The sequence below is a fragment of the Collinsella sp. An307 genome, from assembly GCF_002161805.1.
GTDB lineage: Bacteria > Actinomycetota > Coriobacteriia > Coriobacteriales > Coriobacteriaceae > Coprousia.
Map to the genome: position 1 here is coordinate 49,893 of NZ_NFIP01000003.1, position 14,934 is coordinate 64,826.

Consider the following 14,934-nt stretch of genomic DNA (forward strand, 5'->3'; position numbering starts at 1 on the left):
AAAAGTTTATTTTATCTAACTTGATGAGATTTGGAGCTGAACCTACATCGCGGAGTTGAGGGGGCATACGTTCCAGGCTTACTTTGGTGGCCGCGGGCGTCATGCCCGTTCAAGGAAAGGAGCGATTCCATGAGACTATGCGATGTGGCGACGGGGCTTTCTGCCCGTATCGCATCCGTATCCGGCGACGACCGGTTCGTCTCGCGCGTCACGGCCATCGGGCTGACGGAGGGATGCGCCGTCGAGGTCCTGCAAAACGTCAAGAACCGGCCCGTGCTTGTGCACGTGCGCGACAGCGACGTGGCGCTCGATCGCGGCGACTGCGTGCGCATCGAGGTGGAGGTGGTCGCATGAGCTGCGAGAGATGTGCGGCTTCCTGCCCCGCGGCGGGAGGCGCGAAGGCGCCCGCCGCCCGCAAGGCGGCGGGCGGCGTCACGGTCGCGCTGCTCGGCCAGCCCAACTCGGGCAAGTCGACGCTCTTCAACGGGCTCACGGGGGCGCGCCAGCACGTGGGCAACTGGCCCGGCAAGACCGTGGAGCGGAAGGAGGGGACGTTCGAGCGCGGCGGCACGGCGTTCCAGGTCGTCGACCTCCCCGGCTCGTACGGGCTCGCGGCCAACTCGCCCGAAGAGGAGGTGACGCGCGACTACCTCGCATCGGGCGCTGCCGACATCGTGCTCGTGATGGCCGACGCGTCGCAGCTCGAGCGCAGCCTCTACATGCTCGCCGACTTCGTTGCGGCGTGCCCGGAGCAGCCGTGCCTGCTCGCCCTCAACCTCATGGACGTCGCCGAGAACCAGGGCAAGCGGATCGACGCCGTCCTTATCGCGCGGCGGCTGGGCGTTCCTGTGGTGCCGCTCGTCGCCTCGCGCCCCGAGGGATACGGCGCGCTGCTTGACGCGCTTGCACGCACGGTGCGCGAGCGTTCCGTCGTGGATGGCGCGCACCTGCGCGAGGGGATCGCTGCCGCCCCCGACACGATCCAGGGCACGGCCGCAGCGAAGTTCGCCTGGATCGAGGGGCTGCTCGACGGAGCGGTGGAGGCGCCCGCGCGCCCGCACGCGCTTTCGCGCTTCGATCGCGTGGTCACGGGCTCGCGCTGGTCGAAGCCCATCACCATCGGCATGATCTTGCTCGGGTTCATCCTGGCGTTCGTGCCGGCTATTCCCATCATGATGCTCGGCGGCGCCATCTCGTCGCTCGGGCAGGTCGTGGCGGGCGCGCTCGCGCAGGCGGGCGCCCCCGATGTTCTGGGCAGCTTCCTCGCGGGCGTGGTGTTCAACAGTTTGTGCTTCGGCACCATGATGGTGGGCTACGTCTTCGGCATCAACCTCGTGTTCGGCCTCTACGAGGAGGCGGGCTACATGGCGCGCATCTCCTACGTGTTCGACCACACCATGGCGCGCTTCGGGTTGCAGGGCAAGTCGCTCATGCCCTTCCTCATGTGCCTCGGCTGCACGATGGGCGGCGTGTCGGGTTCGCGCGTCATCGACTCGTGGGGCCAGCGCATGCTCACGGTGATGATGGCCTGGGCCATCCCGTGCGGCTCGACCTGGGGCGTGGTTCCGGTGCTCGCCGTGGCGTTCTTCGGCGTGGCCGGCGCGCCGCTCGTGATCGTGGGCATCTTCGCCGTGACGATTCTCATCATGTGGCTCGTGGGCAGGGTGTTCGGGCCGCGCCTGGTGGCCAAGGGGGAGCGCGCCGGCATGGTCATGGAGCTTCCTCCGTACCATCGGCCGCATCTGGGCAACGTCGCGCGCGGCGCCCTGCTCAAGAGCCGACAGATGTTCGTGCGAGCCATCCGGGTCGTCGCCCTCTTCGCCTTCGCGATTTGGGCGCTTACCTACACCGCGACCGGCAGCGTCGAGGGGTCGGTGCTCTACGCGCTCGGTACCGCCATCGAGCCGGTCACGCGCTTCTTCGGCATGGGTTGGCAGACATTCACCGCGTGGTTGTGCGCCCTCGTGCTCAAGGAGTCCGCGCTCGGGGTGCTCTCGGGGCTCTTCACGGGTGCCGCGACGCCCAACGCCGTGCTCGTGGGCGTCATGACCGGCGCCGCCGCGGCGGCGTCGAACATCGGCGAGGTCATGGCGCAGGCCATCTCGGCTCCCGAGGCGCTCGCGTTCATCTTCGCGTTCACGTTCAACATGCCGTGCGCGGCGAGCGTGTCGGCGACCTGGGGTGAGGTGCACTCGACCAAGTGGACTGTCATCACGGCGCTCTTCTACATCTGCTGCTCTCTGCTGTTGGGGTGCGTCGTCTACCACGTGAGCGCACTGTTCTTGTAGCGGGTTGGGCCTGAGGGGAAGGGCTGGTGCGATAGGGCGAGCAAAGTGTGGCGCGCCGCGGCATCCGAGGGGTTCCGATTACCGGATGTGCCTGCGGTCGCCTGCTTGAAGAAGCTTTTGAACCTGGTAAGTCCCATGCCGGCGACCGATGCCGCCTCCTCCTGCCTCGCGCCATCGCGCCAACGTGAGTTCGCGAGCTCCATGGCGGCGAGGATCCCGACCCGCGCCCGGCGGTCCTCGGGCAGGGCCGCGACCGCGGTGCCGACGAGGGAGCCGAGCAGCATCCTCGCCGCCCCCTCGTAGACGAGCCCCGCCCCCGGGGCCGCAGGGTTCGTGCGCGCGATCTCGTTAAGCGCCCCGTCGTGGTGTTCGACGACGGCCGCGTGGCCGAGCGGGGCGCGCACGCCGCGCTCATGGCAGCGGGCGGCCTCTACGCCCGCCTCGTCCGCATCCAGGCCGAGAGCCTCGGCTGGAGCATCTCCCAGCGCGCAGCGGGTGCATAGCACACGGTCTTCGTGGGGAGGCGCGGGCCGGGGCGCACCGCCCCGGCCCACATAGCCCTTGGCCAGCGCCCCGGCTAGGGGTGGTATCGCCGACATGCTCCCGAGGCGTTTTCCACGCGTTCCGGCTCTGCCCGGTTAGGCCAATTCACTCAAAAAGCGGTGCCGGCAGGCTTCCCCTGAGCGGCCCTTTTTGTCCGTAAAGGCAAGAGGGGCCGTCTTTTTGTGTCCCGTGCCTCTCTTCAAAGAACTTGCTGGTCTCTTTTGGGCTCCCATTGCCTAACTGTTCAAGTTAGGGGGTATTTATTGAAATTATGTGCTAAATACCCTCTAACTTGGGTACGAACGAAGCAAAGCACGACGATGGAGGTGGGAAGTGGAGCTATTCAGACGTGAGAACTATCTCAGGAAGATTAGGGGCTTCTATCATGATGACGAGATCATAAAGGTCATCACCGGCGTGCGGCGCTGCGGAAAGTCCTGTCTTATGCAAACCGTTGCCCAAGAGCTCGTCGAGAGTGGCATCAGCTCGGCTTCCATCGTCTACCTCGATCTCGACAGTCGCAAGCTGCGGAAGGTCAAGACTGCCGACGAGCTCGAGGCAGCGATCGATAGTGCTTCCGCCGGCGCACCTGACGGATTGAAATACCTGTTCATTGACGAGGTTCAGAACGTGAGGGGCTACGAGGAGGTTGTGAACGCCTTTCGCACCGATGGGGGTTGGTCCATCTTCATCACCGGCTCTAACAGCTACCTGCTTTCGGGCGAGCTCATGACCAAGCTGACCGGTCGCTACATCGAGTTCGAGATGCAGACGCTCACCTTCAAGGAATACGAGGACATGAAGGTATTTCTCGGCAAGTCGGTCAACCCCAATCCCGTGGTAGAGCTCGATGCTTACATCTTGGAGGGCGGCTTTCCCAAGGCGCTCGGATACGAGGCACTCGTCGATAAGCGAGCTTACGTCAAGTCCGTTGTCGAGGAGATTCTGGAGAAGGACGTCCGTCGCAGGGTTCAAGTTCGTAACATGCCCGTGTTCGAAACGGTCAGAAAGTACATCACGAACAATTTTGGGGCAACGACAAGCCTGACTAATATCCTTGACGACCTTGCGAAGCAGGGTGTCCATATTAAGCGCGAGACGCTGGACCGCTACCTTCGGATACTCGAGGACGCCAAGATCATACGACGTTGCGAGCGCTTTGATATGAAGTCGCGCAGGTCGCTTCGAGGTGAGCAGAAGTACTATCTTGCCGACCTGAGCTTCTACTTCGCGCTCAACACGGACAACCGCATCAACTACGGGCCCGTGCTGGAGAACATCGTGTACAGCTACGCGCGGAGTTTGGGCTACGAGGTGAGCGTGGGGCGTATCGGCAAGCTCGAGTGCGACTTCGTCATGAGGTCGCCTGCGATGGAGTACGCCTACGTGCAGGTGGCGATGACCATCATGAATAGCCTCTCGACCGAGGATCGCGAGTACCGCCCGCTCGAGCAGATACGGGACAACTGGCCCAAGTTCGTCATCACGCGCAACGACCCCATCCAGCACCGCAGCGGCATCGTGCACGAGAACGTGACAGAGCTGATCGGGGAGGGACGGACGTTCGGGCTGGCGCAGCGGAACGCCTCTCCTGAGACGGACTGCTAAGAAGTTGCTCTTGCCTACTTGGACCTGTTCTTGCCCGCTCGTCCTGAAGGGCTGAGTGGGTAAAAGCTTCCGGATGTTGAAGAATGATACAGCGGCTGTGGAGGAGTATGCTGACAAATCATCATTCATGTTGAGAGGAATTGCCCCATGCGGCAAAATCGCTCAATAGGGATCACTGTGGAGCCCTTGTGTCCTGCACGGAAGCAGGGGGTTGGCCTTGCATTGTTGTTGCCGCTCGTCGTACGTGCCGGAGAGGTGTCTTTTGAGCCCTTTGTCGTGAGGTTGCCTGCGCGGTCTGTACGGTCGTTTCCGCACGCAAATCACCCTATAGCGTTTTGGACGGATGCTAAACTTATCCAATATGTTTGCCGCCAACGAACGTAGCCATCTCATAGTTGAAGGAAGTGCGTATGGACAATGATTTCTACGAACGGGCAGCGGATGCCCCGCTGCGTGCACCCGACGGCTTTTCAGAGATAGCGACGGCTGCGGGAGTTGCCGCCTCGGTTGCGGAGCGGAACGAGATGCTGGCTTACGCGCTTCGGACTTTCAGCCGGGGTCACGAGCAGCTGCTCGAGCGCATTGTCTCTGGTTATGAAAAGGCAAAGAGGCTGCAGATTCGTGGAATGGCCGCTTATGCGGCGATCGCGGTGCTGGCCCTAGTCGTTATCCTAGCGTTTCCGTTTCCCATGGACGCAAGCCTCAAGGTTACGGTATGGCTCGGATTCGCTGGGGTGTTGTTCGTCCCGTTCATCCCTCTGTGGATACTGCTTTGCAACCATGTTTTTGCTCCTGACTGGAACACCTATGCGACGTGGTATCGCTGCCGGGACCGCAAGGGACTTGGCTTTGAGGATCTCTATCGCGCTATGGATATGACGCGTCCGCAAAACCGCTGATAAGAGCCAGTTTAGATACTCGAACGAAGAGATGAACAGAAGACGGATAAGACGATGATATTGTCGCTTGCTCCTATGGAGGGGCTCACTGGCCATGTGTTTAGGCGGGTGCATGCGGAGTGTTTTGGTGCGCTCGACCGCTACTACACGCCGTTTCTTGCCCCGCCGCATGTGGGGAGCGCTTTTGGCAAGAAGGCGGCAGCCGAGATCGATCCCGAGAGCAACCGCGGCCTCAACGTGGTGCCGCAGCTGCTTACCAAGGATGCCGAAGCGTTTGTGTGGGCCGCTCAACTTCTGGCCGAGATGGGCTATCGGGAGGTTAACCTCAACCTAGGTTGCCCCTCAGGGACCGTCGTCGCTAAGGGTAAGGGCTCGGGTTTTCTCCGCAGCCTAAAGGAGCTCGATGTGTTTTTGGACAGAATTTGTGCCGAGTCGCCCCTTCCGGTCTCGGTAAAGACCCGGATTGGTGTTGCGGACGATGCGGAGTACGAGGCCATCCTCGCGATGTACCTCAAACATCCCCTCGCGGAGCTTATCGTGCATCCGCGTGTCCAAAAGGACCGCTATCAGGGGGCGCCCAGGCAGGAGGCATACGGCAAGACCTTGGCGGTGGCGCCGTTTCCCGTGGCATATAACGGGGACATCTTCGACGTTGAGGATTACGAGGCGCTTGTTGCAACCTACCCCGCCACGCGCCACGTGATGCTCGGTCGTGGCATTCTTGCCAACCCGGCGCTCGGCCGCATGATTCGCGGTGGGGCTGCTGCTACGCGCGAGGAGCTCGAACGCTTCCACAACCTGCTCTTTGAGGCCTATCGAGAAGAAATAGGCGGCAACGCGGTCTTTCGCATGAAGGAGTGGTGGTTCTACGCCAAGTGCGCCTTCACCGATCCGCTTGCGGTACACCGCGCCGTGCGGAAGGCGCGCAGAATTGACGAGTATCAAGCTGCGGTGGACCGTGTCTTTGGTACTCAAGAACTTGCGGACGTGGCACGGTTCAATTCTCAGCTCTCCTGATGAGCGGGATGCTGCCGCATGACGTTTTCTCGGTCACATTGTGTATGGTGAAACTTCCGCCGATTGTCGGCCAGGCCGGCCGTCTTCAACAAAATAGCTGGTAGAGAGGTTGACCGTTTTTCGTTCACGGCTCCCTTCACTAGTTTCACCGTACACAATGTTTGACGTACGCTAAATAATGGGTACGGATCTGTGCGAGAAGTGACGGCAGACAAGTCTTTTGAAAGGTAGCACGATGAACATCCAGATCTTCGGTACCAAGAAGAGCTTTGATACCAAGAAGGCGCAGCGCTACTTCAAGGAGCGCCGGATTCCGTTCCAGTTCATCAACCTTGCGGAGAAGCCTATGAGCAAAGGCGAGCTCGAGAGCGTGATGCGCGCGGTGGGCGGTATTGATGCGTTGGTGAACCCTAAAGCACGCGACGAAGAGGCGGCGGCGCTCGTGATGCACCTCGCGGAGGTGCAGCGTTTTGACGCCCTGCTCGAAAACCAGCAGGTGCTCCGCGAGCCCATCGTGCGTAACGGCCGCAAGGCAACCGTGGGTTACGAGCCCGATGTCTGGAAGAGCTGGGAATAGCTGCTGGGCGAACGATCCAGCGGTTACATACGCGCAAACAGCAGGGATTCGCCATCGCTCACCGCGCAGGTGAGGAACTGGTAGCCGTTGTAGAGCGTCGATGTGCGCATCGCGTTGACTTCAAAGGGCGGTTCGTCCTCTGCGTCCTCTGTGACGGGGTTGTCCTTGATGGTGTAGAGGGAGGGCTCGAGGGCGCTGGGAGTAATGCCCATCTGCGTGAGTCCGGTCTCCGGATCCGTGTTGTCATAGGCAACCTTTACCGAGAACCAGCCCTTACCCCGAATATGCTCGGGTAGCGAAGTGAAGAAGTCCGAGGATACGGCAAGCTCGTAGGTCTCAAACGCCTCGGGGTGGTACGAGCGCTGTTTCCGCTCCTCGAGGCTACCGCTTGCCTTGAGTTCATCAAAGGTGAACGGTGCCTCAACCGAGGTGAGCATGGCGTCGCCTTCACGCAGGCGCACCCCATCTTCATGAGAGGTGATGTAGACACCCTTGCCGAGGGAGATCCATTCGACAATGAGCCAGTTACCGGCGGGGCTCTCGTGGTCGTGCGGGCTCAACTCGCCGATCAGGCCGCTCTCGCCGTTTTCCTCGATGGCGCGCCCGCGCCAGCCCGATTGAAAGACCTTCACGCTCGTCTCGGGCTCTCCGTCGGTGAGCGGGAGGAGGGACCGGCAGGCCTCGTCGATGGGGTCGACCCAGCCGGGCTCTTCGGGGGCATCGGTGGGAAAGCCCTCCTCGTATGCGGCATCAACGCCTGCGACCTCAAACTCGACAACGGGGAACCCCAAGCTTACACGAGAGGCCTCTTCTTCGAAGAACCGCTCGTCACCCGTGTAGCGGGTGTAGAAGAACGACCCAGATTCCTCGCCAGCGTCTTCATTTTTGCACCAGGTTTCTGTTGAGATGCAACCGTCAAGGAAGCCCGTATCCGAAGGGGAATGGCCGTTGATAAGGACGAGGGAAACGGTATAACCGGCATCTTCGAGCCGCGCCCTCCCTAGGTCGAGGGCTTCGCGGTACTTCCACTCGTAGGCGGAGACAATCTCGTCTTGCTGATGGTTGTCGCCCACGACGCCTTCCTCAAAATCAACGAGTACCGTGGCGCCATCTGACATAGTGCAAAACGCCTGACCGTGCGAGCGGTAACCGAAGAGCTGGTAGGAGCGGTCTTCCCAAAGGTCGGTAACCGTGGCGTCTGAGTCGTACTTCTGCGCGTAATACCGCTCCGCCTGCCTGATGACGGCCCCCTTATCGAATTCGCCAAGATTGGTGCAGCCGGTGAGCGCAAGCAGCGAGGCAACGCAAAGGAATGTACCGAGGACGAGCGAGAAAAGGGGAGGCAGGGCAGCGGCGACCCGGCGTGACGTGGCGCATGCGTACGTGTGCGCGAGGGCGATGATGCGGAACATGGGCGCCTCCCTGCCGCCAGTTACCTGCCACGTATTGTCGCTAAATCTGCGGCACCGTTCAACCGGGCCAATCGCTTTTGCGCCTGAAGTCCGATGCGCAAGGGCGCTGAGTAGGTGGCCTATGCGGTGAAGCGGGCGCGCAGCTCAGCCCGCGCCTCGCCGTCCACGCCGAGCGCCTCGGTGAGATAGCCCTCGAGCGATCCGTAGGCCTCCTCGATTGCATCGAGCGCGGCGCGGAGGTAGCGCATATCGACGCCGCCAACGTCAAACGGGCTTTTGGCATCGCTTCTGGCCTCGAGCAAAGCATTGGTGGCAAGGTAGTCCCTCTCGACAAGGTGCCAGGGCACGCCGAGCGCCGCCTCCACGAGCACCGATGCCATGCCGCAGCGGTCCTTACCGGCTGAGCAGTGCCAAAGCGCCGCGCCCTCGTCGAGCGAAAGCAGTGCTTGGAAGAGCCCTCGGTATGCGGCAATACCGTCCGCGCCGAGTACGATATGCGGATAGAGGCCGAGGAAAAAGGACGAGATATCGCCCGTTCCCGCCAAGAGGTCGCGGGATAGCTCGGCGAGTTTATCGAGGGCCTCCTTATTGTGCGCGTCCGGCATCTGAAAAACAGGCAGGCGCACGAGGTTGGCATTCGGTAGCGCCTCGATGGGGTCGGGCCAGCGGTCGGCCTCTACGTCAGTGCGCAGGTCTATTACGAGTCGTACGTCATAGACCTCTCCCAGGCGGGTGAGGTCCGCATCCGTTGCGGGCGCAAGCATGCCGGAGCGCAGCAGGAGCCGAGGCAGAATATGGTGCTCGCCGGCAGGAAGACCGCCGAGGTCACGCGTGTTGCGAAGTCCTTCGAAGGCAATCGCCCCGTACGTGTCCCGGTACGGCTCGGTTGCCTCGGTGGGAGAGCTCATCATCGCCTCGGTGTTCATCGCAAGCGTTCCTTTCGCCCGTTGCGTACGCAGTGCTGCTTTCTCATATGCCCAGATGCGAGGTTGCGCATACGAATGTTGTGAGGGGTGCACTATTTGGATGAGTCTTGCTCCTGTCCGCACGGGCGGGTATTCTAGTTCGGCTTTACGAATCAAAGGCCGCGCGGCGCGCCCGCGCGGTAGCGATATGACGGGAGTCCGTCTATGGATATCATCGCCACACTTGCCGCTGAGCTTTCGCTCAAGCCCGCTGCCGTCGAGGCGGCGGTCGCCCTTATCGATGAGGGGGCGACCATCCCCTTTATCGCCCGCTACCGCAAAGAGGCCACGGGCGGCATGGACGACGTTGCGCTCCGCACGCTCGACGATCGGCTCACCTACCTTCGCAATCTTGAGCAGCGCAAAGACGATGTGATCACGCTCATCGGCGCGCAGGGCAAGCTCACGCCCGAGCTCGAGGCAGAGATTCGCGCCGCCACTCAGCTCCAGCGCGTGGAGGACCTCTACAAGCCCTTCCGCAAGAAGCGCCAGACGCGCGCGCAGAAGGCACGCGAGGCGGGGCTCGAGCCGCTTGCCAACATGATCATCATGCAGGTGAAGACCAAGGGGACGGCGCTTGACGAGGCATCGCGCTTCATGACGCTTGAAGCGGCTGAGGCCGGGTATGACACGCCCGATAAGGTGCTCGCCGGCGCCTCCGACATTGTGGCAGAGACCGTGGCGGAGGATGCCGAGAACGTTGCCGATATGCGCTCCTTTACGGAGAACACGGCGGATATCGTGTCCGTTGCGACGGATGCGGACGAGAAGACGCCCTACGAGCCCTACTACGATTACGCCGAGCCGGCGCGCAAGATTCCCAACCACCGCGTGCTTGCCATCGACCGTGGCGAGCGCGAGGAGAGGCTCCGCGTGCGGGTGCGCGTGGACGGCGAGGCCGCCGTGGCGCGTCTGGGCGCGCGTTGGCCCCGCCGCCAGGGCGTGTTCGCACCCGTGCTCGACGCCGCCATTGCCGACGGGTACAAGCGGCTTATGGCGCCCTCGCTTGAGCGCGAGCTCCGCGCACGCCTTACGGTGCGCGCTCAGATGGACGCCATCCACGTGTTCGCGAAGAACCTCGAGAGCCTACTCTCCGCCCGACCCGTGCGCGGTGCGCGCGTGATTGCGCTCGACCCCGGCTACCGTACGGGCTGCAAGGTTGCCGTGCTTGACGAGACGGGCAAGCTCCTCGACCACGGCGTGGTGTACCCCACGCCGCCGCGCCGCGACGAGGCGGGTACCAAGCGTGAACTCGCGCGCCTCACCAAGAAGTATGCGATCAACACCATCGTTATCGGTAACGGCACGGCGAGCCGCGAGACGGAGGCCGTGGTGTCGGACTTCATTGCCGGGTCTGCGCCCGAGCTCCGCTATACCATCGTCAACGAGGCTGGGGCCTCGGTCTACTCGGCAAGCGAGCTCGCGAGCGAGGAGTATCCCGAGCTTGACGTCACCACGCGCGGCGCCATGAGCCTGGGGCGTCGCCTGCAGGACCCGCTCGCGGAACTCGTGAAGATCCCGCCCCAGTCCATCGGCGTGGGGCAGTACCAGCATGACCTTGACCAGGCAGAACTCTCCCGCGCGCTCGGTAACGTGGTTGAGGACGTCGTGAATCGCGTGGGCGTGGACGTCAACACGGCGAGCGCAAGCTTGCTCGGCTACGTCTCGGGCATCACGCCGGCTGTTGCCAAAAACATCGTGGCCTACCGTGAGGAGCACGGGCGCTTCCGCAACCGCCGAGAGTTCCTCAAGGTACCCAAGCTCGGACCCAAGGCCTTTGAGAATGCGGCGGGCTTTTTGCGCATCACGGGCGGCGACAATCCGCTCGACGCCACAAGCGTCCATCCGGAGAGCTACGAGGTCGCGCGTGCTGTGCTTGAGCGTGCGGGTGTGACGGCCAATGAGCTCGCCCGCGGCGGTGTCGCCGACATCAACCAGCGTGTGGGCAGCGTCGCCTCGCTCGCTGGCGAGCTCGGCTGCGGCATCCTTACGCTCATCGACATTGTCTCCGAGCTTGAGAAGCCGGGGCGCGACCCACGCGACGACGCGCCCGAGGTGGTCTTTAGCCGCGCCGCGCTCACCATCGACGACCTCGAGGTGGGTATGGAGCTCACCGGCACGGTGCGCAATGTGGTGGACTTTGGCGCCTTTGTGGATGTGGGCGTGCACCAGGACGGACTCGTGCACATCTCCAAGCTGTCGCGCCGCTTTGTCAAGCACCCGAGCGACGTGGTCGCGGTGGGCGATACCGTCAAGGTCTGGGTCGAAAAGGTCGATCGCGACCGCGGCAAGATCTCGCTCACCATGGTGCCAGGCAAGTAGTCCGGGCGGCACCGCCCCTGCCGTCGGGCGGGGGCGGTCAGTCGTCTTCGAGCTTGTTGATACGCCGGTCAAAGGTGAGGATTCCGTTGGATTCGTCCTCTACGTCGCTCACCTGCGTGTAGACAAAACCTGCGAGGCCCCGCTCCCACAGAGCCTCTGCCTGGTCGAGCGAGCCGTGCACGGCGTCGCGCCAGGCGTCGAGCGAGGGGAAGTCGCCATAACCATAGGTTGCCGTCGAGAAACGGTGCTCGGCGATGGGCTGGGCCCAGCCGCCAAATTCGGAGAGCATAAAGGCACGGTAGCCGCGCTCGCACACATAGCCTGCCAGGCGCGCCCGGTCGCGGTCCGCCGTGAGCGGGCGGAAGTAGTTGTGATGCGAGAGGAAGTCACCGCAGCGCTGGTCGTACCAGCCGCTCACCGCGTCGATGGGGCGTGTGGGGTCGATGGTATGGACGAGCTCCGCTGCGGCGCGCGCGTCGAATTGACCGTACGCCTCGTTAAAGAGCGACCAGGCGATGATGGAGGGGTGGCCTTTGAGATGGCGGACCATATCGGCGCAGGTCGCTGTCCACTCCAGTTGGTAGCGCGTGTCGTCTGCGGCGAGCGCGACGCGGTGGTGGGGGATATCGTCGCGGTAGCGCCCCCACGTCACCTTGAAGACGGTGGGTTTGCGGCTCGTGTGCCAGAGGCTGTAGGCGCCGCCGCCCGAGACGGCATCTTGCCAGACGAGCATGCCAAGGCGGTCACAGTGGTAGTACCAGCGCGCGCTCTCGATCTTGAGGTGCTTGCGCATCATGTTGAAGCCTGCGCGCTTCATGGCAACGATATCGTTGACGAGCGCCTCGTCAGACGGGGCGGTCATGAGGCCCTCCGCCCAGTAGCCCTGGTCGAGCACACCCCTGAGCAGGATGGGCTTGCCGTTCAGGTGGACGCGGGGCACACCTGCCTCGTCGCGGGCAACCTCTACGGTGCGAAACGCGGTATAGCTGCGCACGCGGTCGGCGTCGGCGCCAGAGCCCGGTGCGGTGAGCGCGACGTCGACGCGATAGCGATACGGGTCCTCGGGCGACCATAGGTGCGGCGCGTCGAGGGCTATGGTCGCGCGCAGACGCCGCCGAGTGCCCGTAGCCTGTGTGACGGTGCCGAACCCCTCCGTCGAGGGGGCGGCCGCCAGCGCCGCGCGCCGCTCGAAGGGAAGGAGCACATGCGCGGCGAGGGCCCCGTCCTGAGCGATGACCTCGACGTCAAGGTTCAGCGCCACGTCTATAGCGAGCTCGGTGTCGGTGCGCGCCTCCGCATCGATGGTGAGGTTGCCCTGCGCATCGCCCTCGAGGGCAAGCGCGGTGAGATAGGTCTGAGGCACCACCTCGTACCAGACGCTTTGCCAGATGCCGCTCTGGGCGGTGTACCAAATGCCCCCGGGGGCGAGGCGCTGCTTGCCTCGTGGCTGCACGCCCGCGTCCGAGGGGTCGTAGACGCAGACCGTGATTGACATATGGCCCCCGGCACCCCAGGCAAGGTAGGGTGTGATGTCGATGTCGATGGGCAGGTAGCCACCGGCATGCGTGGCGGCAAGATGCCCGTTTACGTGCACCGCGCAGACCCAGTCGACCGCTTCAAAGTGGAGGATGAGCCGTTCGTGCTCGCCGAGCGCCGGCACGGGTGCGGCCACGCGGTACCAAAGGAGTTCGTCTGGCTGCAGTCGCCGCTCAACACCGGAGAGAGCCGTCTCGGGGGAGAAGGGTACCCGGATGCGTCCCTGCCAGGTGCGTGGGGGCTCGGCTGTGGCAACCACCTCGAGCGCCTCGTCGATGTCGAGGGCGCTTGTCCGCGCACGCCCGGTAGGCACGATGGCGTAGTCCCACATGCCGTTTAGCATCGTGTAGCGCTCGCGTATCATCGTCGGCCGCGGGTGCTCGGGCAGAATCTGGGCGGCGTCCCCCGCGCGCAGGATCGCATCGCCCCAAGGTGTAAAGAGAGAGCGTGTCTCGGTACGCTCGGGCACCTTGGCGCTGTCGAGCGCGCGCTTGATATCCAGCATGGAAACCGACCCCTTTTCCGCAGATAGTGCTTGTTTGGCATCCTACCCAGCACGCCCGGTGCGCTATCAGCACGCAGCTATCTTGTCGCCCGCATGCCGCGGTGTTTGCTGATTCGCAAGCCTTATGTAAGCTTCGTTTCAGTCTTCTCGCGCAAGGGACGGGTAAGAGGGGAGTATCTACTATCCAGGCGCTCGGAGGCCTTTTGGGTGCGACGGGCGAGAAAGGGGCGTGCCCTATGTGCACGGGCATCCGCTTTACCGACGCGGCGGGAAAGATGTTCTTTGGCCGCAACCTCGATTGGACCCAGGGCTATGGCGAACGCGTGGTGGTGACGCCCCACGCGGCAAAGGTCCCCGGGGCGTTCAGCCGCTCGACAGATCTCGAATGGGGCCACGCTGTCATTGGCATGGGTATTGTGGTGGACGACGTGCCGCTCTATTTTGACTGCGGCAACGACGCGGGCCTTGCCGTCGCGGGTCTCAACTTCCCGCAGAGCGCCCGCTACGCCAAAGCGCCCGTGGTGGGACGCACCAACGTGGCGGCCTACGAGTTCCCGTTCTGGATCGCCCGCAACTTTGCGACTATCGACGAGGTTCGCGACGCGCTCGCCGATGTGACCGTGGTGGCAAAGCCCGTGAACGAAGCGCTGCCGGTGGCAAAACTCCACTGGCTTATCGCCGATGCAACGGGCAGCCTTGCGGTCGAGTGCCTGGACGACGGGCTGCGCGTGTGGGAAAACGACGTTGACACGCTCACCAACGAGCCCGATTTTGGTTGGCAGCGCGAGAACCTGCGCAACTACCTCACGCTCAACGTGGACGACCCCAAGGCAGCCGCGTGGGGAGAGGCAACGCTCGCCCCCTTTGGCACGGGCGTGGGCATGCACGGGATCCCCGGTGACTACAGCGGCCCCTCGCGTTTCATCAAGGCGGCCTTTGTGAACAATCACTATCCGACCGAAACCGGCGAGGCGGCAAACGTCGTGCGCCTCTTCCGCACGCTTGGTTCGGTCGCAGTGCCCATGGGCGCCGCCCGCACTGCCCAGGGCGCATGGGAAAAGACGCTTTACACGAGCTGCTTCTCGGCAAACACCCTCACCTATTACCATGCGACGTACGAGAACCCGCGCATCGCTGCCTATCCGCTCTCTTCGTGCAACCTAAACTCCCAGGAGCTGCAGATTCTCTCTGCGGCGTAGCGCCATGCGGCCGGCGGGTGCGATGCCCGCCGGCCGACCGTTTCCCTCAACAAAAGGATCGAT

The 14,934-nt window shown here is 63.2% G+C and carries 12 protein-coding genes; 8 read left to right on the forward strand and 4 right to left on the reverse strand.

What is annotated here, in order from left to right:
• The first annotated feature begins 129 nt into the window (after positions 1–129).
• Positions 130–354: a FeoA family protein gene (locus B5F89_RS03345; protein ID WP_087185829.1), complete on the forward strand. Its 225-nt coding sequence runs from the start codon at positions 130–132 to the stop codon at positions 352–354.
• Positions 351–2,288 carry a ferrous iron transporter B gene (locus B5F89_RS03350; protein WP_087430392.1) on the forward strand — a complete coding sequence of 646 codons (1,938 nt, stop codon included), beginning with the start codon at positions 351–353 and terminating at the stop codon, positions 2,286–2,288. The genes B5F89_RS03345 and B5F89_RS03350 overlap by 4 nt, the downstream gene beginning before the upstream one ends.
• On the opposite strand, the gene B5F89_RS03355 is transcribed toward B5F89_RS03350, so the two are convergent.
• A complete protein-coding gene (locus B5F89_RS03355; protein WP_143758331.1) occupies positions 2,261–2,794 on the reverse strand; it encodes a hypothetical protein in 534 nt (177 codons plus the stop codon). The genes B5F89_RS03350 and B5F89_RS03355 overlap by 28 nt on opposite strands.
• A gap of 370 nt (positions 2,795–3,164) precedes the next feature.
• Here B5F89_RS03355 and B5F89_RS03360 point away from each other — a divergent pair, with 370 nt between their 5' ends.
• The 4 genes from B5F89_RS03360 to B5F89_RS03375 all read left to right on the forward strand — a co-directional run bounded on the left by B5F89_RS03360 (position 3,165) and on the right by B5F89_RS03375 (position 6,932).
• On the forward strand, positions 3,165–4,439 hold the full coding sequence (locus B5F89_RS03360; protein ID WP_087430394.1) for an ATP-binding protein: 1,275 nt from the start codon (positions 3,165–3,167) through the stop codon (positions 4,437–4,439).
• 410 nt (positions 4,440–4,849) lie between these two features.
• On the forward strand, positions 4,850–5,338 hold the full coding sequence (locus tag B5F89_RS03365; protein WP_087430395.1) for a hypothetical protein: 489 nt from the start codon (positions 4,850–4,852) through the stop codon (positions 5,336–5,338).
• 54 nt (positions 5,339–5,392) lie between these two features.
• Entirely contained in the window at positions 5,393–6,355 is a 963-nt protein-coding gene (locus B5F89_RS03370) for a tRNA-dihydrouridine synthase family protein (protein WP_087430396.1), read from the forward strand.
• Positions 6,356–6,590: 235 nt separating this feature from the next.
• On the forward strand, positions 6,591–6,932 hold the full coding sequence (locus B5F89_RS03375) for an arsenate reductase family protein (RefSeq protein ID WP_087430397.1): 342 nt from the start codon (positions 6,591–6,593) through the stop codon (positions 6,930–6,932).
• Between the two features lie 23 nt (positions 6,933–6,955).
• Here B5F89_RS03375 and B5F89_RS03380 read toward each other — a convergent pair whose 3' ends face one another.
• Positions 6,956–8,344: a hypothetical protein gene (locus B5F89_RS03380; protein ID WP_239286655.1), complete on the reverse strand. Its 1,389-nt coding sequence runs from the start codon at positions 8,342–8,344 to the stop codon at positions 6,956–6,958.
• Between the two features lie 119 nt (positions 8,345–8,463).
• Complete coding sequence (locus tag B5F89_RS03385; protein ID WP_087430398.1) at positions 8,464–9,270, reverse strand: tyrosine-protein phosphatase; 807 nt, start codon at positions 9,268–9,270, stop codon at positions 8,464–8,466.
• A gap of 204 nt (positions 9,271–9,474) precedes the next feature.
• Here B5F89_RS03385 and B5F89_RS03390 point away from each other — a divergent pair, with 204 nt between their 5' ends.
• Positions 9,475–11,631, forward strand: coding sequence for a Tex family protein (locus B5F89_RS03390; protein WP_087430399.1), 2,157 nt, complete (start codon positions 9,475–9,477; stop codon positions 11,629–11,631).
• A gap of 37 nt (positions 11,632–11,668) precedes the next feature.
• Here the strand turns inward: B5F89_RS03390 and B5F89_RS03395 are convergent, their stop codons facing one another.
• The gene (locus tag B5F89_RS03395) at positions 11,669–13,672 is read right to left on the reverse strand and encodes a glycoside hydrolase family 2 TIM barrel-domain containing protein (RefSeq protein WP_087430400.1); all 2,004 of its coding nucleotides are present in this window, start codon (positions 13,670–13,672) and stop codon (positions 11,669–11,671) included.
• Between the two features lie 236 nt (positions 13,673–13,908).
• On the opposite strand from B5F89_RS03395, the gene bsh reads away from it, so the two are divergent.
• Positions 13,909–14,871 carry a choloylglycine hydrolase gene (gene bsh / locus B5F89_RS03400; protein WP_087430401.1) on the forward strand — a complete coding sequence of 321 codons (963 nt, stop codon included), beginning with the start codon at positions 13,909–13,911 and terminating at the stop codon, positions 14,869–14,871.
• The last annotated feature ends 63 nt before the right edge of the window (positions 14,872–14,934 follow it).

Coding starts and splice junctions, on each gene's coding strand:
- B5F89_RS03345 (WP_087185829.1), top strand. CDS start 130: ATGAGACTATGCGATGTGGCGACGGGGCTTTCTGCCCGTATCGCATCC.
- B5F89_RS03350 (WP_087430392.1), top strand. CDS start 351: ATGAGCTGCGAGAGATGTGCGGCTTCCTGCCCCGCGGCGGGAGGCGCG.
- B5F89_RS03365 (WP_087430395.1), top strand. CDS start 4,850: ATGGACAATGATTTCTACGAACGGGCAGCGGATGCCCCGCTGCGTGCA.
- B5F89_RS03370 (WP_087430396.1), top strand. CDS start 5,393: ATGATATTGTCGCTTGCTCCTATGGAGGGGCTCACTGGCCATGTGTTT.
- B5F89_RS03375 (WP_087430397.1), top strand. CDS start 6,591: ATGAACATCCAGATCTTCGGTACCAAGAAGAGCTTTGATACCAAGAAG.
- B5F89_RS03380 (WP_239286655.1), bottom strand. CDS start 8,344: ATGTTCCGCATCATCGCCCTCGCGCACACGTACGCATGCGCCACGTCA.
- B5F89_RS03385 (WP_087430398.1), bottom strand. CDS start 9,270: ATGAACACCGAGGCGATGATGAGCTCTCCCACCGAGGCAACCGAGCCG.
- B5F89_RS03390 (WP_087430399.1), top strand. CDS start 9,475: ATGGATATCATCGCCACACTTGCCGCTGAGCTTTCGCTCAAGCCCGCT.
- B5F89_RS03395 (WP_087430400.1), bottom strand. CDS start 13,672: ATGCTGGATATCAAGCGCGCGCTCGACAGCGCCAAGGTGCCCGAGCGT.
- bsh (WP_087430401.1), top strand. CDS start 13,909: ATGTGCACGGGCATCCGCTTTACCGACGCGGCGGGAAAGATGTTCTTT.